This window comes from Bacillus sp. SDLI1 (assembly GCF_001553895.1).
GTDB lineage: Bacteria > Bacillota > Bacilli > Bacillales > Bacillaceae > Bacillus > Bacillus siamensis.
In genome coordinates this window covers 3,435,421-3,457,147 of the sequence record NZ_CP013950.1, presented here as the reverse complement: position 1 = coordinate 3,457,147, position 21,727 = coordinate 3,435,421, and the positions used below count along the sequence as shown (strand labels likewise).

Annotated in this window: 19 protein-coding genes; 5 read left to right on the top strand and 14 right to left on the bottom strand. The window is 49.6% G+C overall.

All coding sequences use genetic code 11. From position 1 onward, the window contains the following. Window positions 1–61: 61 nt before the first annotated feature. Complete coding sequence (locus AUL54_RS16930) at window positions 62–595, bottom strand: CvpA family protein (protein ID WP_060964604.1); 534 nt, start codon at window positions 593–595, stop codon at window positions 62–64. Between the two features lie 7 nt (window positions 596–602). Beyond that, window positions 603–860, bottom strand: coding sequence for a cell division protein ZapA (zapA, locus tag AUL54_RS16925; RefSeq protein WP_016938650.1), 258 nt, complete (start codon window positions 858–860; stop codon window positions 603–605). Between the two features lie 133 nt (window positions 861–993). Between zapA and rnhC the strand changes: the two genes are divergently transcribed. Next, a complete protein-coding gene (rnhC, locus tag AUL54_RS16920) occupies window positions 994–1,938 on the top strand; it encodes a ribonuclease HIII (protein ID WP_060964603.1) in 945 nt (314 codons plus the stop codon). A gap of 34 nt (window positions 1,939–1,972) precedes the next feature. Here rnhC and pheT read toward each other — a convergent pair whose 3' ends face one another. From pheT to AUL54_RS16905, 3 genes are all read right to left on the bottom strand, one after another. Beyond that, window positions 1,973–4,387: a phenylalanine--tRNA ligase subunit beta gene (pheT, locus tag AUL54_RS16915; RefSeq protein ID WP_060964602.1), complete on the bottom strand. Its 2,415-nt coding sequence runs from the start codon at window positions 4,385–4,387 to the stop codon at window positions 1,973–1,975. A gap of 13 nt (window positions 4,388–4,400) precedes the next feature. Beyond that, the gene (pheS, locus tag AUL54_RS16910) at window positions 4,401–5,435 is read right to left on the bottom strand and encodes a phenylalanine--tRNA ligase subunit alpha (RefSeq protein ID WP_016938647.1); all 1,035 of its coding nucleotides are present in this window, start codon (window positions 5,433–5,435) and stop codon (window positions 4,401–4,403) included. Between the two features lie 360 nt (window positions 5,436–5,795). Further along, window positions 5,796–6,542: a TrmH family RNA methyltransferase gene (locus tag AUL54_RS16905; protein WP_060965127.1), complete on the bottom strand. Its 747-nt coding sequence runs from the start codon at window positions 6,540–6,542 to the stop codon at window positions 5,796–5,798. Window positions 6,543–6,663: 121 nt separating this feature from the next. Here AUL54_RS16905 and sspI point away from each other — a divergent pair, with 121 nt between their 5' ends. The 4 genes from sspI (at window position 6,664) to AUL54_RS16885 (ending at window position 10,863) form a co-directional block, all read left to right on the top strand. Continuing rightward, window positions 6,664–6,879: a small acid-soluble spore protein SspI gene (sspI, locus tag AUL54_RS16900; protein ID WP_045925240.1), complete on the top strand. Its 216-nt coding sequence runs from the start codon at window positions 6,664–6,666 to the stop codon at window positions 6,877–6,879. A gap of 63 nt (window positions 6,880–6,942) precedes the next feature. Continuing rightward, on the top strand, window positions 6,943–8,028 hold the full coding sequence (locus AUL54_RS16895) for a CdaR family transcriptional regulator (protein WP_060964601.1): 1,086 nt from the start codon (window positions 6,943–6,945) through the stop codon (window positions 8,026–8,028). A gap of 97 nt (window positions 8,029–8,125) precedes the next feature. After that, complete coding sequence (glcD, locus tag AUL54_RS16890; protein ID WP_060964600.1) at window positions 8,126–9,538, top strand: glycolate oxidase subunit GlcD; 1,413 nt, start codon at window positions 8,126–8,128, stop codon at window positions 9,536–9,538. Further along, entirely contained in the window at window positions 9,535–10,863 is a 1,329-nt protein-coding gene (locus AUL54_RS16885; protein ID WP_060964599.1) for a (Fe-S)-binding protein, read from the top strand. Before glcD ends, AUL54_RS16885 begins: the two co-directional genes overlap by 4 nt. A gap of 69 nt (window positions 10,864–10,932) precedes the next feature. On the opposite strand, the gene cstA is transcribed toward AUL54_RS16885, so the two are convergent. From cstA to araB, 9 genes are all read right to left on the bottom strand, one after another. Further along, on the bottom strand, window positions 10,933–12,621 hold the full coding sequence (gene cstA, locus AUL54_RS16880; RefSeq protein WP_060964598.1) for a carbon starvation protein CstA: 1,689 nt from the start codon (window positions 12,619–12,621) through the stop codon (window positions 10,933–10,935). Between the two features lie 110 nt (window positions 12,622–12,731). Then, the gene (gene arfA / locus AUL54_RS16875) at window positions 12,732–14,231 is read right to left on the bottom strand and encodes an arabinosylfuranosidase ArfA (RefSeq protein ID WP_060964597.1); all 1,500 of its coding nucleotides are present in this window, start codon (window positions 14,229–14,231) and stop codon (window positions 12,732–12,734) included. Window positions 14,232–14,249: 18 nt separating this feature from the next. Continuing rightward, window positions 14,250–15,077 (bottom strand): arabinooligosaccharides ABC transporter permease AraQ, encoded by an 828-nt coding sequence (locus AUL54_RS16870; protein ID WP_060965126.1) that lies wholly within the window; start codon window positions 15,075–15,077, stop codon window positions 14,250–14,252. A gap of 18 nt (window positions 15,078–15,095) precedes the next feature. Next, window positions 15,096–16,037, bottom strand: coding sequence for an arabinooligosaccharides ABC transporter permease AraP (locus AUL54_RS16865; protein WP_060964596.1), 942 nt, complete (start codon window positions 16,035–16,037; stop codon window positions 15,096–15,098). A gap of 39 nt (window positions 16,038–16,076) precedes the next feature. Continuing rightward, window positions 16,077–17,372 (bottom strand): arabinooligosaccharides ABC transporter substrate-binding protein AraN, encoded by a 1,296-nt coding sequence (locus AUL54_RS16860; protein WP_060964595.1) that lies wholly within the window; start codon window positions 17,370–17,372, stop codon window positions 16,077–16,079. Between the two features lies 1 nt (window position 17,373). Beyond that, window positions 17,374–18,579, bottom strand: a complete 1,206-nt coding sequence (locus AUL54_RS16855) for a sn-glycerol-1-phosphate dehydrogenase (RefSeq protein WP_060964594.1) — start codon at window positions 18,577–18,579, stop codon at window positions 17,374–17,376. Beyond that, complete coding sequence (locus tag AUL54_RS16850) at window positions 18,576–19,382, bottom strand: sugar-phosphatase AraL (protein WP_420913152.1); 807 nt, start codon at window positions 19,380–19,382, stop codon at window positions 18,576–18,578. Before AUL54_RS16850 ends, AUL54_RS16855 begins: the two co-directional genes overlap by 4 nt. After that, window positions 19,360–20,049, bottom strand: coding sequence for an L-ribulose-5-phosphate 4-epimerase (araD, locus tag AUL54_RS16845; protein ID WP_060964592.1), 690 nt, complete (start codon window positions 20,047–20,049; stop codon window positions 19,360–19,362). Before araD ends, AUL54_RS16850 begins: the two co-directional genes overlap by 23 nt. After that, window positions 20,042–21,727, bottom strand: coding sequence for a ribulokinase (gene araB / locus AUL54_RS16840; RefSeq protein ID WP_060964591.1), 1,686 nt, complete (start codon window positions 21,725–21,727; stop codon window positions 20,042–20,044). Before araB ends, araD begins: the two co-directional genes overlap by 8 nt.

Genomic DNA, 21,727 nt, shown 5'->3' with positions numbered 1-21,727 from the left:
TTCTTCTCCGGCACAACTGACGCAGAGCTTGAAAAAAACTTCTCCGGTCAAGAGAAGTTTTTTATGCCCCATACTGGGCCCACAGTTCTTGCAGAAGCCCTGACAGATACGGCGTATGATGCGTGATGATATTTGCAAGCGTCGATTGTGCGAGCATATCCTGAAGCGTGCTTACCGGCAGTACGGATGCGACGTATAACAGGATAAACGCAAATAAATAGACTTCCACAAACCCGAGCACCCCGCCAAGCAGTTTGTTGATCTGTTTTATGACCGGAATGCTTGCGATGATATTAAGCGCCGCTCCGATAATCCGAAGCAGAATCTTTGCAATGATAAACAAAATGACAAACGCGATCGCGTTGTAATAAGCGGTCTCTACGTTTCCTTTAATAAAAGAAAGAGCCGACTGCCCGCCGGAAAAATCAGGCGCGGGTATAAAACTTAAATGCGGGGCCAGATTTTTGTAAAAAAGCGCCGCAAACGCAATCGAGAGGATGAAACTCGTTAAATATATAAATTGGAGGATAAATCCTCTTTTCAATCCAAGCAATGTGCCCATCAAGAGCAAAACTAAGATGATGATATCTATCATATGGTGTTCATTCCTTTTCTTTAAGCTGCCGCTCCAGTAATTCATATTTTTCTTGCAGTTTCATATAATCATGCACGACATTGACCGCAGTCAAAACAGCGAGCTTATTTATATCAAGATATGGATTTTTCTCGTTGATTTCTCTCATTTTATCATCAACCATTCCGGCCACATGACGCATGTGCGCTTTGCTTTCTTCCCCGATAATGGTGAAGTGCTGGCCGTAAATGTTTACTGTCGTTTTGGTTTTTTTGCCGTCAGACAACGTTTCTCCTCCATTCCGCGAGAATCCTAGTTCCTATCATACCACGATTATCGATTGAATGGAAAGACGAGCCTCAGGCTGTTATGATACACTGGTATATACAGTGAAAAGTGCCAAAAAAGGAGATTATATCGTGTCCCATTCTGTTATAAAAGTATCCGCTTCCGCTATAGAACAAATGAAACAATCCTATGCCGGCTCCCTTACTCCGGCCGTTCCGCAGGGCGCCGTCTTCCAGGCTAAGCCGCCGGGCTGTACCATTACAGCCTACCGTTCGGGCAAGGTTCTCTTTCAAGGAAAAAATGCCGGCACAGAAGCGGCCCGCTGGGGAACGGCTGAGGCGCCGAAAGCAAAGAAAACCGTCAAAAAAGCGGCCGACCCGCTCTACGCTCCCCCGGCGGGCATTGCGTCCATGTCGGTAATCGGCTCAGATGAGGTCGGAACAGGCGATTACTTCGGGCCGATAACAGTTGCCTGCGCCTACGCCGACAAAACAAAGCTTTCTTTAATGAAAGAACTGGGCGTGAAGGATTCGAAAGATTTAAAAGATCCGCAGATTATCGAAATCGCCAAACTGTTAATTAAAACCATTCCTTACAGCCTGCTTGTGTTAAAAAACGAAAAATATAATCAGATGCAGGAAAAAGGCATGAGCCAGGGGAAAATGAAGGCGCTCCTTCATAATCAGGCGATTTCCAATCTGCTGAGGAAAATGAACGGCGTCAAACCGGAAGCGATTCTGATTGACCAATTTGCAGAGCCCGGCATTTATTTTAAGCATCTTTCCGGGCGGGATATCGTAAAAGAAAAAACGTTTTTCAGCACGAAGGCGGAAAGCATACATCTTTCCGTCGCCGCAGCCTCTATCATCGCGCGGTATTCTTTCTTAATTGAAATGGATAAGCTTTCCCGGGAAGCCGGGATGACGATTCCGAAAGGCGCGGGGCCGCACGTCGATGAAGCTGCCGCCAAGCTGATCATCAATAAAGGAGAAGATGCGCTCAGAACGTTCACCAAACTTCATTTTGCCAATACGCAAAAGGCGAAGCGCCTTGTTGAAAGGAAACGGCCACAATAAAAAAAGCTTGCAGAGTGATCTGCAAGCTTTTTCTTTATCCTCTTAATACGGCCTGATACGTTTCTTCCAGCGCTTTCAGCACGTTTTCGTGGACTTTTGTCACTTCTTCTTCTGTCAATGTTTGTTCAGGGTTGACATATTGAAGCGAGAAGGCGACGGATTTTTTGCCCTCTTCCATATGCTCACCTTCGTACACATCAAATACAGTGACTTCTTTCAATAGCGCGCCGCCGGCTTCCTTGATCACGGCTTCGAGCTGTCCGCTTGTGACGGTTTTATCTGCAACAAGCGCAATGTCGCGCGTGACGGACGGGTACTTCGGAATCGCCGTGTACACGACAGGTTCTGTTTCCTCGGTCAGAAGCGCGTGCAGATCAAGCTCGAACACATACGTTTCTTTGATATCCAGCTCTTTTTCCATTGCCGGGTGCACCTGTCCGATAAATCCGGCAAGTGAGCCGTTCAATAGAATGTTTGCGGTCCGGCCGGGATGCATGTTTTTGCGTTCTGACTGGACAAATTCAATCCGGTCTGACACATTCAACTGATGCAGCAGGCCTTCAACGATTCCTTTGACGACGAAGAAATCTACCGGCTTTTTCTCACCCTGCCATAGGTTTTTGCGCCATAATCCGGTTACGGCTCCGGCAACCCGTTCTTTTTCAACCGGTTTTGTGTTTTCTTCCTTCGTCAGAAATACAGAACCCGTTTCGTATAAAGCAACGGAATCAGTCTGTCTGGCCAGATTGTATGAAACGGCTTCAAGCAGATTCGGCACGAGGCTGTGTCTGAGAATGCTTCTTTCTTCGCTCATCGGCAGAGCAAGCATCGTATTGAATGATTTTTCGATCGCAAAAGCAGCCGCTTTTTTATCATTCGTCAATGAATATGTGGTCGCTTGTGAAAGACCCGCTCCTTCAAGGAAACGTCTCACTTTCCGGCGTTTTGCCTGATACGGGGTCAAGCCGCCTGTCGTGCCGGCCGTTTCCGGAAGCGTGGACGGAATATTGTCATACCCGTACAATCTCGCCGCTTCTTCAATCAGGTCTTCTTCGATTTTAATATCTCCGCGGCGCGACGGCACCGTTACGACGAGAACGTCTTTTGCTTCACCGACTGCAAAACCGAGGCGCTTGTAAATGCTGATGATTTCTTCTTTAGCGATTGTCATGCCGAGCACGGCGTTCACTTTTTCAACAGATACATGAATGTTGTTCGCTTCGATTTTCAGATGGTTTTCTTCAACCGTGCCTGAGAGCACTTCTCCGCCGGCATATGCCTGAATGAGGCTGCAGGCCCGTTCAGCCGCCAGCAGAACGCGTGCCGGGTCAATGCCTTTTTCATATCTGGCGCTCGCTTCGCTTCTCAGCCCGAGGTCTCTCGACGCTTTGCGGACGGTCTGTCCATCGAAATAAGCGGCTTCCAGTAAAATCGCGGTAGTGTCTTCACGGACTTCAGATTCAGCTCCGCCCATGACTCCCGCAACGGCTTGTGCTTTTTTTCCGTTTGTGATGACCAAATGGCTGCTTGACAGCTTGCGCTCCTGTTCATCCAGCGTCACGATGGTTTCGTTTTCCGCCGCTTTTCTGACGACGACCTCTTTTGAACCGAACCGATCGTAATCGAAAGCGTGAAGCGGCTGACCGTACTCAAGCAGGACGAAGTTTGTAATGTCCACGACGTTATTGTGCGGGCGGATGCCTGCATTCATCAGCTTCGTCTGCATCCACAGCGGAGACGGGCCGATTTTGACGTTTTTAATGATTTTTGCGGCATAATGCGGATTGGCCTGCGTATCTTCAATTTTGACGGAAACAGCGTCCGCCGCTTTTTCTGCCGCTTTTTCATATGAAGTCTCCGGAAGCTTTACCTCGGTGCCGAGAATAGCCGCAACTTCATAAGCCACGCCAAGCATGTTCATCGCGTCGGCGCGGTTCGGCGTTAAGCCCAATTCTAAAATCGCATCATCAAGCTGAAGGGATGCCATTGCGTCAGCTCCCGTTTCAGCATCATTCGGAAACACGAAAATGCCTTCCGCATATTCTTTCGCCACGAGCTTGCTTTCAATGCCGAGCTCCTGGAGAGAACAGATCATGCCGTGAGACGCTTCGCCGCGCAGCTTGGCTTTTTTAATTTTGAAATTGCCGGGAAGCACGGCGCCGACTGTTGCAACGGCAACCTTCTGTCCTTTATCAACATTCGGGGCGCCGCAGATAATCTGAACGGGTTCCTCCGCACCGATATCGACAAGGCATTTGTTGAGTTTGTCGGCATTCGGGTGCTGTTCACGCTCAAGCACGTGTCCGATGACAACGCCTTTTACGCCTTCCCCTTTATACTCGATACCCTCAACTTCAATACCGGCTCTCGTAATTTTTTCTGCAAGCACGGCCGGGTCGATTCCCTGCAAGTCAACGTAATCTTCTAACCATTTATATGAAACAAACATGTGTATCCTCCTCTTACGCCTGTTTAAACTGCGAAATGAATCTGACATCATTGGTATAGAAATGGCGGATATCTTCAATGCCGTATTTCAGCATTGCGATCCGTTCCACACCCATTCCGAAAGCAAAGCCCTGGTATTCCTCAGGATTGAATCCGGCCATTTTCAGCACGTTCGGGTGAATCATGCCGGCGCCGAGAATTTCGATCCAGCCCGTTTTTTTGCAGACGGAACAGCCTTGTCCGCCGCACTTAAAGCAGGTCACATCCACCTCGACAGAAGGTTCAGTGAATGGGAAAAAGCTCGGACGGAGCCTGATTTCACGGTCTTGGCCGAACATTTTTTTGGCGACCAATTCAAGCGTTCCTTTCAGATCGCTCATGCTGATTTTGCGATCTACGACGAGACCCTCAATCTGCATGAACTGGTGGGAATGTGTCGCGTCATCGTTGTCGCGGCGATACACTTTTCCGGGACAAATGATTTTGACGGGGCCTTTGCCTTTATGCTTTTCCATCGTGCGCGTCTGCACCGGTGACGTCTGCGTTCTCATCAGCATTTCTTCTGTAATGTAAAAGCTGTCCTGCATGTCGCGGGCCGGGTGCTCCTTCGGCAGATTCAGCGCCTCAAAGTTGTAATAATCCGTTTCCACTTCAGGACCTTCTTCGATGGTATACCCCATGCCGATAAATAAATCTTCAATTTCTTCAATAACGACCGTCAGCGGATGGCGCCCGCCGATGTTTACCTGACTGCCCGGCAATGTGACGTCAATCGTCTGGCTGCTGAGTTTTTTATTCATCTCTTCTTGTTCAAGCTGTTCATTTTTCGCCGTAATGGCTGCTGCAATGCGCTCTCTCACTTCATTGGCGAGCGCTCCCATTTTCGGGCGTTCTTCAGCGGACAGTTTGCCCATGCCGCGGAGAACTTCTGTAATCGGCCCTTTTTTTCCGAGATATTGCACCCGAATGTCGTTAACTTCTTTTAATGAACCTGCTGCTTCTACTTTTTCTGCAGCTTCCAGTTCGAGCTGTTTAAGCTTCTCTTCCATCATGCATCCTCCTTTTATGTAAACCAAACCGTTCTATGCCTTTTTCAGAAAACAAAAAAACCCGCCCCTTGAGAGAAGGGACGAGTTGTGGCCGCGGTACCACCCTTTTTAAGGCAGACTTCATCTGCCGAAGCTTCATTGACATAACGGAAACGATCGTTCCGGTTCACCTTTACGCGCGTTTAGCGCGGTCCCGGTGACAACTCGAGAGGTGAAAATCAATTTCTGTGCTGCGATAAAAATGCTTTCAGTCGGCGGCATTTTCTCCCTGGAAGGCAGCTTGTGCAAAAATTGACGTCCTCTGTCACGGTTTTTACATTATTGCTATCTATTATAGTGAAATTCGCGGCTTTGCGCAACCTATCCTCTGAGATGATAGACGAGGATGGCGGCCGCCACCGCCACATTCAGCGACTCCGCCTGTCCGTACAGCGGCACGTACAGGTTGAGATCCGTTTTTTGCAGAAGGCCGGCGTCCACTCCCGCCCCCTCGTTCCCGACGATTAACGCGAACGATTCTTCAGGCTTCACGCTTTGATAAGCCGCACCGTTTTCAAGCGCCGTGCCGTAGATCGCGATGCCTTGCGATTTCAGCTCATCGGTAAACTCGTGAAGCGGACGTTTCAAAATGGGAATATGAAAGTGAGATCCTTGGGCTGAACGCAGCGTTTTTCCGTTGTATGGATCTGCCGTTCCCTCACCAAGGACAACGGCGTCGATCCCCGCCGCATCTGCCGTTCTGATCATTGTTCCTAAATTCCCCGGATCCTGCACGGCATCAATCAGAAGCAGCCGCTTCAGCCGGTCAGGCTTTTCGTCCGGCATATGGCAGACTGCGGCGATCTGCTGCGGCGTTTCCGTTTCCGTCACGGCTGAAAACGCATCTTCGCTCAGCACATAGCACGGAATGCTCATGTCCAGATCGGCCGGGATGGCGCTCTCATCTTTTACGAGAATTTCTTTTACCGTTCCCTTTGACTTGAGCGCTTCTTCTGCCAGATGCTCTCCTTCTATCAGAAATGTATTCGTTTTATGTCTCTCTTTTTTTGTGTGAAGTTTTTTCCAGTCCTTCACTTTTTGGTTTTTTGCCGAGTCAATTCGTTTCACTTTATTTCTGCGCTCTCCTTTTTTCATGCATGTTGTTATTATATCTCAAGAACAGCACATAATAAACCGCGTGCGCGGTAAGAATATGCGTATCACATTCAGGAAAAAAGGAGCGGTTGTAATGGATCTTAATTTACGCAACGCCGTTATTGCCAATGTGACCGGCAATAATCAGGATCAGCTGGAGCATACTATCGTAGACGCCATCCAAAGCGGTGAAGAAAAAATGCTTCCGGGTCTCGGCGTCTTATTCGAAGTTCTTTGGCAGCATGCGTCAGACTCAGAAAAAAATGAAATGCTCAAAACACTTGAAGGCGGATTAAAACCTGCACACTAAGCATGAAACCGGGTGATGGCACACCCGGTTTTTTTTGTATAATAATGGCGAGGGGGATCGCCAATGCAGTTACAGCCGGAACTGGCAAAAAAATTGATTGCCGAAGTCAAACATATGTACAGCCGCGAAGTGATTATTGCCGATACAAAAGGAATGATCATCGCGGGCACCAACGAGGCGCGCGCCGGATGTTTTCATGAAGGAGCTCTGATCTGCGCGCGGGAAAAACGGAATGTCATCATTACGAAAGAAGATGAAAAACGGCTTGAGGGCGTAAAAGCAGGATTGAACCTCCCCGTTTTTTCGGGTCATGAGGTGATCGGAGTATTCGGTCTGACAGGAAACCCTGACGATATCCTGCCTTTCGGGGAATTGCTCAGAAAAATGACGGAACTTTTTATAAAAGAAACGCGCCACCTGGAAGAAGTGCAATGGCGTGAGAGAATGCTTGAATCCTTTATGGTGGATTGGCTGCAGTTAAAAGAATGGTCCCCGGGTTTTTTAGAAAAAGCAAAGCTCCTTGCAGCAGACCTTCATTCGCAACGCCGAATCATACTCATTCAAGGCCGTTATGAGCAATATGAAGCAGAAGAGCTCGGGCGCCTCTGGCAAAGTGAATACCCTGAAGACCTGTTTGTCCGCTGGGGAAATGAGCGTATTCTCATTAATCATGAGACAAACTCGGATTCTAGGGAGAGGCTCATCAAAAGAATCAACACTGTTTTTGGGCAGCCTGTCACGGCCGGCATCGGACGGATCGTTCCGGGAGAACGCCTGACGGAATCATACGGACAGGCGGAGAAAGCTCTTTCAGCGGGCGCTATTGACAAGCAGGCCGTCTTTGAAGAAGATTTAAAACTGGATATGTGTCTTGCCGATATTGCGCCCGGCACGCGGTCTGAATTTCCACGGCGGGTTCTCGAGCATGTGCTCGGCCGTGAAGAACTTCTGGATACGCTGCGCGCCTTTTTCGACCGGCAGTTATCGTTAAAGCGCACCGCTGATGACATGCATATTCATATTAATACGCTGCGCTACCGTCTTTCCAAACTGGAATCACTGACAAATATGAAGCTTGACCGCCCTGAAGACATAACGGCTTTTTATTTGGCGCTTCGCTTTTTAGATCAACATACAAAAAACACGTAATACCACCATCATTTTTCATACGTTTCTCCATAGTTTACGAAATCATTTTTCTTTACAATTAAATGAAAACGCTTTTCTATCGGGAGGTTGGGAGAATATGATTTCACGAGAGGCAAAGGAACAGTTCATCCGGGCGGTCGGGAAGGAGAATTATGATGATTCGGCGGCTGGCCGTCTTGTGTATTCGTACGATGCGGCCCCTCAGCTGCAAGCCATGCCGGATGCGGTAATCGCCCCCCACTGTGCGGATGACGTGTCCCGTATATTAACGATTTGCAGCAGGCATGACATTCCGATCGTGCCGAGGGGTTCAGGCACAAACTTATGCGGCGGCACATGTCCGTCTGAGGGCGGTCTTGTTCTTTTATTCAAACATATGAACCGAATTCTTGAAATTGATGAGGAAAATTTGACGGCAACCGTCCAGCCGGGCGTGATCACGCAAGATATGATTCATGCGGTTGAACGGAAAGGGTTATTTTATCCGCCTGATCCGAGCAGCATGAAAATATCGACGATCGGCGGAAATATTAATGAAAATTCCGGCGGACTGCGCGGCCTGAAGTACGGTGTCACCCGGGATTATGTCCTCGGCCTTGAAGCCGTCTTGGCTTCAGGCGATATCATCCGCACAGGGGGAAAGCTGACAAAGGATGTCGCCGGTTATGATCTGACCCGGCTTTTCGTCGGATCAGAAGGGACGCTCGGTGTTGTGACGGAAGCGACTTTAAAGCTTGTTCCGAAGCCGGAAACGAAAAAAACGCTGCTCGCACTCTATGAACATATTGAAGCGGCTGCAGAATCGGTTTCTGCCATCATCGCTGAAAAAATCATTCCGGCGACACTCGAATTTCTGGATCAGCCGACACTGCAGGTCATTGAAGATTACGCCAAGATCGGGCTTCCGACAGACGCAAAAGCCGTACTGCTGATCGAACAGGACGGTGACAGCGACACGGTCAGACGCGATATGGAAAAAATCGAAGCCATCTGTAAAAACGGAGCCGCCGTATCCGTCCAAACGGCTGAAACCGAGGAGGAAGCATTCGCCCTTACAGAGGCCAGACGGTCCGCACTATCAGCTCTCGCCAGACTGAAACCGACGACGATTCTGGAAGATGCAACCGTGCCGAGATCACAAATTGCCAATATGGTCAGAGCCATTAACGAGATTGCAGAAACATACGGCTTGTCCATATGCACATTCGGCCATGCAGGCGACGGCAACCTCCATCCGACGTGCACCACCGATATCCGAAATACAGAGGAGATGGAACGTGTCGAAAAAGCCTTTGCCGCCATTTTTGAGAAAGCGATTGAGCTGGGAGGAACGATAACGGGTGAACATGGGGTCGGCATCGTAAAAGCGCCGTATTTAGAAATGAAGCTGAAAACAGAAGGCATCATCGCCATGAAAGCGATCAAACAAGCGCTCGATCCCCAAAACCTGCTGAATCCGGGAAAGATATTCGCTAATTCGTCAAGGAAACGCGTGGTGGTGATGAAATGACAACGGCTAAAGAGCAGAAACAAATTCAAACAGAATTCAAAAACCGCATGGATGAAGGTGAATTGCTGAACTGTATGCGCTGCGGCTTCTGCCTTCCTTCCTGTCCGACCTATATCGAATCAGGATTTCAAGAATCCCATTCGCCGCGCGGCCGAATCGCCCTGATGAAAGCCGTCACAGACGGACTGATTGAGCCGGATGAAGATGTCGAGCGCTCACTTTCGCTGTGTCTCGGATGCCGGGCATGCGAGCCCGTTTGTCCGGCAGGAGTCAATTACGGACAGCTGCTTGAAGAAGCAAGGGATATCATTCATCAAAATAAAAAACACAAGCCGGGCGTGCGCCTCTTGCGGAAAGCGGCATTTACCGGGCTTTTCCCCCATCAAAACCGCATGCAGACAGCGGCGAATCTTCTTGGGATATACCAAAGATCAGGGCTGCAGACCGCCGTCAGAAAAACCGGTATGCTGCGCGTTTTGCCTGAGCATCTGCGTACAATGGAACAAGTGCTCCCGCCCGTTCCGAAATGGAAAGACATGAAAGAACGGCCGCGTTTTCTTCCCGCCTCGGGTCCCGTTCAAAAACGGGCCGCTTTTTTCTCGGGCTGTTTAATGGATACGATGTTTTTAGCAACAAATCATGCGACAACGGCGCTTTTACAGGCGGCCGGATGTGAGATCGCGGTTCCGGAAGGTCAGGCGTGCTGCGGCGCGCTTCACGGGCACAGCGGAGAAAAAGAGACGGGAAAAGAACTGGCCAAGCGGAATATCGCCGCTTTTGAAGCGCTTGACGCAGATTATATCATTACAAACGCCGGCGGATGCGGCGCCTTTCTTCAGGAATATCCGCATTTGCTGAAGGATGAACCTGAATGGGCGGACCGTGCCGAACAATTCGTCCGGAAGCTCAAAGACTTTTCATCCGTACTGGTTGAACTGAAATTCCATCAAAGGAACCTTCAGGCGCAATCCCCTCATATCGTCACATATCAGGACTCCTGCCATCTCCGCAATGTGATGCATACGTCAGAAGAACCGCGCATGCTTTTGAAAAGCATTAAAGGGGCCGAGTACAGAGAAATGGAAAAGGCCGACAGCTGCTGCGGGTCGGCGGGAATTTATAATATAACAGAGTCAGAGATGTCTATGAAAATATTAGACAGTAAGATGAAAGCCGCCGGAAAAACGGAGGCGGCCGTCATCGTGACAGCCAATCCCGGATGCCTTTTGCAAATGCAGCTCGGCATTTTGCGCGAAGGATTAACAGACCGTGTCCGCGCGGTACATTTGGCGGATTACCTTTTGGAAGCGGCGGATTTGTCATAAGATGAAAGCAGAGAGACCGATCGGCTCTCTGCTTTTTTATGATGCTGCAATGTTCGGACGGCCGCGGATTTATCCGGGTATTGAAGCTTCCAGTCTGGCACTCGGATCACGCCATACATTCGCCCATTTTTTCACAGCCGCCATGATAATCACAAGCCCGAGAATGAGCATGATAATGGATAAAACGCCATTCAGCACGTTGTATCCCGCCGCTTCAGGATTCAAATACACATACCGCACCATCCAATAACCCGCATAGTTGACGGTCACGTACAAATAAGCGAGAGGAATCAGGCACGTCAGCATATAGCGCCGCTTATCGGCTATCTTCAATACGACAGTCGCACCGATGATTAATCCGACAGACGCCATAAGCTGATTGGACACGCCGAACAGCGCCCAAATGGAGCTGATGTCGCCCGAATACAGAAGATAGCCCCACAGCAGGCAGGCGAGCGCGCTTGAGAAAATCGAGCCCGGCAGCCAGTCTGTTTTTTTCAGCGGCTTATACACCTCTCCGAAAAACTCCTGGATCAAGTAGCGGGCGACACGGGTTCCCGCATCAATCGCCGTTAAAATAAACACCGCTTCAAACATAATGACAAATTGAAAAAAGTATGAAGCCAAATGACTGAAAAACGGAATCTCCGTAAAGATATACGTCATTCCGACGGCAAGCGTAACAGCGCCGCCCGTTCTTCCTTCCAGACTGAGCCCGATTTCTTTACTCAATTCAGGCAGATGGACGACATTCATCCCAAGGGCGCGGAAAATTTCCGGCGCGCTGTTAATGGCAAAATAGTCCGCTGGCTCAAGTGCGGCGGCTGCTATGAGCGCCATAATCCCGACGAGACATTCAACAAGCATCGCTCCGAAAGCAACCGGCTTTATATCACTCCATTTATCCAGCATTTTCGGCGTTGTGCCGGAACCGACAAACGCATGAAAGCCTGAAATAGCGCCGCAGGCAATCGTTATTGAAATAAACGGCCAGACAGGTCCCGCGATCACCGGTCCGCCGCCGTGAATAAACTCCGTTACGGCCGGGAATTTAACGGCGGGATTGACGAAAAAGACGCCGGCGATCAAAGCGGCAAATACCCCGATTTTCATAAAACTGCTTAAATAGTCACGCGGGGCAAGCAAAAGCCAAACCGGAAGCGCCGCGGCAAAAAAAGCATAGACGGGAAGCGCCACCGCGAGTGTTTTCGCATCCAACGTCAGCATGTCGCCGACCCCCATCGCGATCGGAATCGTAATCCCTACCGCAAACGTTCCCCACGGGTTTTTCTCAAGTGCGTGCAGCACAACCATGGACAGCCCCGCCATCGTGATCGTAATGATAAACAGCATTGAAAGACCAGTGCAAAAGCCCGCCACCGGGCCGAGCTCATCTTTGGCGACTTCAGAAAGCGTTTTACCGTTTTTCCGCATGGATGCAAACAATACGACAATATCGTGTACGGCTCCTCCGATCACCGCCCCGATTAACAGCCATAAAAGCCCGGGCAGATAGCCGAATTGAGCTGCGAGAATCGGTCCGACAAGCGGGCCGGCAGCGGCGATTGCCGCGAAATGGTGGCCGAATGACACCCATTTATTCGTCGGCACATAATCTTTCCCATCCTCAAGCACATGGGCCGGAGTCGGTGTCTGATCATTGATTTTTAATACTTTGACCATCATAAAGGTACCGTAAAGCCGATAGGCGATCGCCAAAATACATATAGACGCTATGACGATTGTAATCGCATTCATTTAATCCCAGCCCCTTTTCTCTTTTTCTAAATATTATCACAATTATCAGATAACCGGAGGTGATTTTTGCGTAAAAAAAAGCCGGCGGCAAAGCCCGGCTTTTCGGAACATTATTTTCCTGATAAACGGATAACATTCCAGGACAGCGGCGTAAAATGAGCCGTTATCCCTTCAGCGTTTGCGGAAGACGTTCCGTTTGAGTGAGGCATAACTTCTTTTCTGTTTTTTTGATTGGTCGCTTTCATATCCTGATGCTCCAGCACGATATGCTCAATGATGCGGTAATCTTCAAACCCTCTCAGTTTGATCTCCGTTTCCATCGGTTCCTTGCTTTTGTTAACGGCAAAAATGGTCAGGGCTTCATCTTCTTCATGGTAAACAGCCGCGGCATCAACATACGGCACATCCGTAAAATCCGCTGAGTCGTATTTCGGGGAGGTAATCAGCAGCTTCATTGAAGTCCCTCTCCCGTAGACAGAGGCGTGCATGTAAGGATAAAAGATCGGCTGCCTCCATGCTTCTCCGCCCTTTTCAGTCATGATAGGCGCAATCACGTTGACAAGCTGGGCGAGACAGGCGATCTTTAGTCTGTCCGCATGCTGCAGCATCGTAATCAGCAATGAACCGATCAACAGCGCATCTTCAAAATTGTAGATGTCTTCCAGAATCGGCCGGGCCGTAATCCACGGCTCCACTTTTTTATCCGCTTCATTTGAGTGATACCACACATTCCACTCATCTAAAGAAAGGTGAATCGTTTTTTTGCTCCGTTTTTTCGCTTTCATATAATCACATACGGCTGTGACAGATTTGATAAAATGGTCTAAATCCATCGACTTCGCTAAATAGTTTTCAAGATCATTTTCATGGTTGCCGTAATACGTATGCAGTGAGATGTAATCCACATGCTCGTACGTATGCTCAAGCACCTCCGCCTCCCACTCGATGAAGGTCGGCATGCCGCTGTTTGAGCTTCCGCAAGCCACCAATTCGATTGTCGGGTCCGTCCATTTCATCACTTTCGCCGTTTCAGCGGCGAGCCGTCCGTATTCATGCGCCGTTTTGTGCCCGATCTGCCAAGGGCCGTCCATCTCATTTCCTAAGCACCACGTTTTTATGCCGTAAGGTTTTTCATAGCCGTGCGATTTTCGCAAGTCGCTCCAGTATGACCCTCCAGGATGGTTGCAGTACTCGACGAGGTTCCGGGCGGCATCGATGCCTCTCGTCCCTAGATTGACCGCCATATTCACTTCGGCGTTCACTTTTTTTGCCCACGTTAAAAATTCGTTCGTCCCGACTTCGTTCGTTTCTGTCGTCTGCCATGCCAGATCAAGCCTCCGCGGGCGGTCCTTCACCGGTCCGACGCCGTCTTCCCAATTGTAGCCTGAGAGAAAATTCCCTCCCGGATAGCGGATGAACGGCACCTGTAATTCTCTGATCAGCTTCTGCACGTCTGTTCTGAATCCGTCCTTGTCGGCTTTCGGGTGTCCGGGCTCATAAATGCCTTCATACACCGCCCGGCCCATATGTTCTATAAATGATCCGTACATCCGTTTGTCCACTTCACCGATGATGTATTCTTTATCTGCTGTAATTCCCGCTTTTTTCATTATGTTTCCTCCCTCTCTCTATCCCTTCACTCCGCCGACTGTCAGGCCGGAAATAAAGTATTTTTGGAAAAACAAGAATATGATAATCACCGGCAGTATCGCAAAAACGGAACCGGAGATCAGCATGTCATAGTTATTGCCGTACGGACTCAGCAGCCCTGACAGTCCGATTGGAAGCGTAAACATTTCTTTCGACCGAAGCACGATCAGCGGCCATAAAAAGTTATTCCAGCTGTTTAAAGATTGGAGAATGATCATTGCCCCAAATGCCGGTTTCATAAGCGGCGCCATAATTCTGAAGAAAATGCCGAATTCCGTGCAGCCGTCCATTCTCGCTGAATCGAGCAGATCCCTCGGGAGGCCGAGCGCGTATTGCCTGAAAAAGAATACGGCGACAGGCGACACAATAAACGGCAGAATCACTCCCGTATAAGAATCAATCAAATGAAGCCCCACCGTCAGTTTAAATAACGGAAGCATCATCACTTCAAGAGGCACCATCATAATGATCAGCACAAGAACGAAAATAACATTTCGGCCTTTAAACTCATACACACCGAGTCCGTAGCCGATCATTGAGGAAAAAAACAGCGTGAGAACCGTGGTGAGAACGCCGAGCAGCAGGCTGTTAAAAAACCATTTGAAATAAATGCTCCCCCCGTTGAACAAATACGTGTAGTTATCAAGGCTCATCACATCCGGATCAAGACGCAGATTCAGTCCGATGCGCATCAGCTCGGATGACGGCTTTAATGAACCGAGCAATAGGCAGATCATCGGAAAGATATACAGCAGGCTCAACATGATAAAAAACAAGGTAAACGCGACTCTGTACACGGAAAACATGTGATTGTTACGCACCACTTATCCCTCCCCTTTAAACGAACCGGACAGTTTCAGCGACACAAGGCTGACTAGTAAGATGACAAGCAAAAGGACAATTCCGATGGCGGCCCCGTACCCCATTTCGTTGTACGCAAGCCCCTGCTGATATAAATAACCGACAAGCGTGAGGCCGATATTGCCCGGGGAATTATTCTGCCAAAGCACATAGCTTTCCTCAAACATTCTGAAACCGCCGATCATACTGATCGTTAACACATAAACGGATACCGGCTTTAAAAACGGGAGGGTAATATGCCGGAACTTTTTCCACGTACTCGCCCCGTCAATTTCAGCCGCCTCATATAATTCTTTCGGCACGTTTTGCAATCCGGCCAGAAAATAAAGAATGTTAATGCCCATCCATCTCCATGACGCAAGCAGCACCATTAAAAACATGCCGGTTCCTTTGTTATTGAGCCAGTTTTGAGGCGATACGCCAAGCTTCATCATCAGCTCGTTTGCCAGCGACGTATTCATTTCTCCGAACATCAGCCGGAATATAATCCCCGCGACGATCGTCGATGTCAAAGCCGGTACGAACAGTGCCGATTTAAACACATTTCTGAATCTGACGAGCTTCGAATTCAGAATCACCGCCAAAAGAAGCGGCACCGGAATCAGCACGATCAGCGTCCAAAAGGTATATTCCAATGTATTAAACAGGGCGGTGTAAAAGGTTGGATTAAGAAGAGCGGTGTAATTGGAAAACCCGACAAATGCAGCTTCTCCCGGCAGTATCCGCTGAAAGCTCATGATAAACACGCTGATGATCGGATACAAAAAGAAAACGAGAAACGAAATGATAAAAGGCGCCGTAAAAAGATAAGGCGCCGCTTTTTTGGAATACAGCACATTGCGCCGGCGCGGCTTCTTCCGGGCTGCGGAAACGGTTTGCGCTGTCTCTGTCTTTACAGGTCTCATAAAAGCTCCCCCGCTTTCTCTGTTAAAATGGGCGGCTTCTTATTTTTCCAATTGCTGCGCCGCCTCGTCCAAGGCTTCCTTAGGTGTTTTTTCCTGCGTCTTCAGCGCATCGAACAGCACCTGTCTGACGACGAGATCAGCCGCTTTAGAGAAGTCTTCATGCAAATAAATCGGATTGATCTCATCTTTTACTTCAAGGAGCGTGGAAAAAATGGATGTACCGTTCCGGAAGAAATCCGTGTACTTATTTTTCTCCTTCAATTCTTTTGAATCCCACACGTCCCAGCGGAGCGGATCAAAGCCGAGCACCGTCCACAGCTTAATATTTCCTTCCTTTGAACCTTTCGCAAATCCGAGAAATTCTTTCGCGAGCTTCAGATGTTCAGCCTGTTTCGGTACGACGGTGGCTGTTCCGCCCAAGCCCGCTGATCTGTCGCCGCCTTCTTTCCAAGCCGGCATAGGGTAAATCGCCATTTTTCCTTTTAAATCAGGCATATAATCGATAAACCGTCCCATGTACCAGATGGGCATCAGCACTGACGCTGCCCCGCCCTGATTCATAAAACCGTAGTATTCTTCACTGTGATGGCCGCCGCCGGGAGCCGGCAGAAGGGTTTTATCATTTACCATGTCCTTTAAGTCATTTAATGTGTCTATATTCGTTTTATTGTCCAAAATCAACTTTCCGTTTTTGCTGAAGTAGCCTGATCCTTGCTGCGAAATCATGGAAAGAAATGTGGCGGAGTCATTTGTTTCAACCGTTCCCATCGGTTTTCCCGCGATTTCGCGCACTTTTTTCCCCGCCCGCCGGTAGTCCTCCCATGTCTTAATCGATGCGGGATCAACGCCCGCCTTTTTCATAATATCCATGTTGTAAAACATCACGGTCGTCCCTACATGTGTGTCAAGGCCGTACAGTCTGCCGTTTTTGCTGTATAAGGCCAGGCGCGCTTCCACAAACTTATCGCGGTCTTTTTCAATCAGCGGAGTCAGATCGGCAAGCGGGATATCCTTCCCCTTCAGAAAGTTCGAGAATCGGCTTAATTCCACGTCGGCTATATCAGGAAGCCCTTCGCCCGCGATCAGGGAAACGGATAGATTATCATGCATTTGTCCATAAGGATAAACAACGGTATTCAGCTTAATTTTGCGCTCCGGATATTTCTGATTCCAGTCTTTGGCCATTTCCTGATAAAACTGTTCGTGCAGTCCGTTAAACGTCCAAAATGTCAGCTCCGTTTCTCCCGCCCTGCCGGCAGTCCGTTCTTGTGAACAGCCGGCGGTAAACAATAAGATCATCATCAGCGCCAAACATACGGCGATCGTTTTTTTCATGTCATTGCCCCTTCCGCTTCAGGCCGTGCGGCGAATGATGTGCAAAGAGCGCTGCATTTTCATTTATGATGGTTAAGCCGGTATAACGGTCTCGCAGTGTGTGTGCGTGCTTAAGGGCGTCGCTGACAAGGTCCTGTTTTACACCGATTTCATCAAAACTGGCGGGACCTCCGGCAGATGTGAGCCACCCGGCAATTGTTTTGCCGTCAGGAAGCCCTTCATATGCTGATTGAACCGCCTCGCGAAAGTCCGGCGGAAGTTCTGCAAGCTTTTCGTGACAGGCCAGATCTTTGTAAATATCACTCAGCACCGCGCACGCGCAGCCCACCTTCGCACCGTGGAGAATCGGAGGCTGTTTCGTCTTCAGCAGTTCCATCTCAATCCAATGCGAGATGTGATGCTCTCCTCCTGAGGCGGGACGGGAGTGATCAAGGGCAAGCATGACAAGACCCGAAACGATCAGCGCTTCCATCAGGATGCGAATGCCGGCCTCTGTTCCCATGGCAATGTCAGCGCGGTGATCAATGCACTGCCAAAGCGCGTCTTTCACAAGTTTCGCGCCGGCTTCTGAGTACGGCTCATCTGCAAGCTTCCGGGAGATCTCCCAATCTGCCAGCGAAGTTATTTTTCCGAGCATGTCGCCGAAGCCCGCGGCTGTCATTGCGCGCGGCGCTTCTTTTAATAGATTCGTATCCGCAAATAAGGCGATCGGCGCTTTCGTCTGAATCGTCGTTTTGATGCCGTTTAATATGAGCGGCGCTCCAGCCGATGTAAATCCGTCGACTGAAGGAGCGGTGGGGAATGAGATAAACGGCAAACCGCGCTGGCAGGCAGCAAACCGCGTAATGTCGTGAATCGTTCCTGACCCGGCCGCAATGATGACATCCGTCTCTTCCGCGATATTGATCAGCGTATAGATCAGTGTCTTTTCATCAGCCGCCGCGGTTCCTGATTCATGCTCCGGAATGATGATCTTTGCCGCTTTGATTCCGCCGGCCTTCAATTCGTCCGCAAGCATCCCTCCCGCCGCTTCGTCAGTGTTCCGGTCACAGACGATCGCCGGATGTTTCCAGCATTTTTTTTGAAGAAATCTGAAAAGCTCTTCTTTTGCATCCGCTCCGATGATGATGTCTTCTATTTGAATAGGAGAGCGGCTGCCTCCTTCCTTATTAAACTCGGATTGAATGTCCGCCGGAGAAAGTTTCATAAAAGGATTCCCCCCTTCGCTAATTCTGTCAGGTCTTTCATAGAATCGAGCACGATGTCAGGCTCATAGAGACGGGTCTCCCCAAGTTTTGCCGATCCCGTCAGAACCAACACGCTTTTCATCCCGTACAGCCTTCCCATTGCGATATCTGATTCGAGGCTGTCTCCGATTATTGCGCATTCTCCCGGAGAAAGCCCGAGCGCTTCACATGCTGCCTCAGCCATCAGCCAAGACGGTTTGCCGACGACAAGCTCCGTTTTTACTCCGGCAGATGCCTCAATGGCCCCGATCATTCCTGCAACATCCATAGCATGGCCGCCTTCATTCGGAAACGAGCGGTCCCGGTTTGTGGCGATGATGCGCGCGCCGGAGGAAGCTGCCTGAAAAGCGAGATTCAGATCCTCATAGGTGACGGTTTCATGCAGAGAGATAACAAGCCAGTCTGCCGCCTGCGGTTTTGGCGCCATGGTGACACCCGCTAAAGCGAGTTCATCCGTCAGCCCTTTCTCTCCTAACACCCACACCTTTGACAAAGGATAATGCTTCTTTAAAAATGATGCCGTCACACTGGAGGACAGCACGATGCTCCGTTCATCCGTGCGGATACCGGCACCAAGCAGTTTCTTTTGGCACATGGCTCTTGATAGATTGCCGCGGTTGCTTAAAAAGACAACGGCTTTGCCCAGGGACTGAAGGGTATGAATGGCTTCTGTTGCGCCGTCAATCAGCTCCTGCCCCCTGAATACGGTTCCGTCTAAATCAATCAGAAACCCAGCTGCGTCAAGTTTGGCCATAATAAGCATTCGCCCCGTGTTTTCTGTAAAAATGCTTATCATGCAGCACTCTGTCTATCGGGCTGAGCTGTTTGTTCAGCATAAGCGAATGGTAGGCCATTTCCGCCACGGTTTCGAGCACTACAGCGTTATGCAGGGCATTCAGCGCGTCCGTTCCCCAGCAGAACGGACCGTGGCTGTGGACAAGAACACCCGGATTTTGTTCATACGATTCATTTTGAAAGGTTTCCGCTATAACTTTGCCTGTATGATATTCGTAATCTTTCACAATTTCTTCTTCATACATTTCCCTCGTACAGGGTATAGCGCTTTCAAAATAATCCGCGTGAGTCGTGCCGAGCGCGGGAATGTCTCTTCCTGACTGCGCCCAGCTCGTCGCCCAGCGAGAATGCGTATGAACGATTCCGCCGATAGCGGGAAAAGCTTTATACAGATAAAGATGGGTCGGCGTGTCAGAGGACGGCTTCAGCGAGCCTTCCAGAATCTCTCCGTCCTCATTCAGGACGACCAGTTTGTCTGCGGTCAGCTCACTGTAATCGACACCGCTCGGTTTAATGACGATTCTCCCGCTTTCTCTGTCAATGCCGCTGACATTTCCCCATGTAAACGTGACAAGATTATGTTCCTCAAGCTTCAGATTGGCGGCGAGCACTTCTTCTTTTAACGCTTCAAGCATGGCGGCTCTCCCCTTTCGCGAACTCACGGTTTTTAATGGCTTTCAGGCGTTTCATGACATTGTTTTCTTTGCCGAAGTAGTGAACGAGCTCTTTGTATTCCGCATATAAGCTGTCATAAATCTCAGCTCTCCCCCGATTCGGGACGTAAGAACCGTCTTTTAATTTCCCCATATGTGCGCAAGCCTCAGCAATATTGGAAAAACCCCCGTTTTCCCGTCCCGCAGCGAGCGCTCCGAAAATCGCGGAGCCCAGTGCCGGCGCCTGCGGAGACCCGGATAATTTAATATCCATATTTGTGACGTCTGCATAAATCTGCATGACAAACGGATTTTTTTCGGCGATTCCTCCGGCTGCGTAAAGCTCTTCGATCGGAACGCCGTTTTCCCGAAACGTTTCGATAATCATCCTCGTTCCGAACGCCGTCGCTTCAATCAATGCCCTGTAGATTTCTTCCGGTTTCGTGTGCAGCGTCATGCCGAGCATCATGCCCGTCAAATCGGCGTCCACCAAGGTTGACCGGTTTCCGTTCCACCAGTCAAGCGCGAGAAGACCGCTTTCCCCCGGAGCAAGCTCAGCTGCTTTTTCGCTTAAAAGCTCGTGAATATCAATCTGTTTTTCCTCGGCTTCCTTCTCATACTCTTTCGGAACGCATGTTTTAACAAACCATTCAAAATGGTCGCCGACACAGGACTGCCCCGCTTCATATCCCGCATATCCAGGCAAGATGCCGTTATTGACAACTCCGCACATACCGGGGACGATATGTTCTTCCTCGCCGAGCAGCACATGACAGGTGGACGTTCCCATGATCATCAGCATTTTCCCCGGCTCTGTAATGCCGACCGCTGGCACTGACACGTGAGCGTCAACATTGGCGACGGCAACGGCCGTCCCCGGCAAAAGCCCGGTCAGCTCCGCCATTTTTTCGGTCAGTCCTCCTGCCTTTTCTCCGACTGAATAAATGGTTCCGCTTAATTTATCATTTGTAATCGTTTTCATTAACGGGTTGAGCCTTTCGAAAAAATGATCAGACGGATATCCCGTCTCCTCATTCCAAATTGCTTTGTAGCCGGCCGTGCAGTTGCTCCGCTTCAATGAACCGCACAATTGATAGACGATCCAGTCTGCTGCTTCCACAATCCGATCTGCCGCCTCGTATATATGCGGCGCTTCTTCCGCAATTTGCATGATTTTCGGAATCATCCATTCGGAAGAAATTTTACCGCCGTATCTTTTGAGAAATTCTTCTTTTGTGTCTTCGGCAATCGCGTTCAAACGGTCTGCATGCTTTTGAGCCGCATGATGCTTCCACAGCTTCACATAACTGTGAGGCTCCCGTTCAAATTCCGGAAGCATACAAAGCGGCTGTCCCGCGCCGTCTACCGGCAAAATGGTGCAGGCCGTAAAATCAATTCCTATGCCGATCACATCTTTTGGATCAGCGCCCGATTGCTGAAGCAGGCTCGGAATCGCCGTTTCCAAAACTTCAATATAATCGGCGGGATCTTGAAGCGCCCAGTCACGAGGGAGCTTTTCCCCCGTTTTCGGCAGCGTACGGTCGATAACGGCATGAGTGTATTCTTTGACCGCGGATGCAATTTCTTCTCCTGTCCGGACATCGACAAGCACCGCCCTGCCGGACAATGTGCCGAAATCTACACCAATTGTATACGCCAT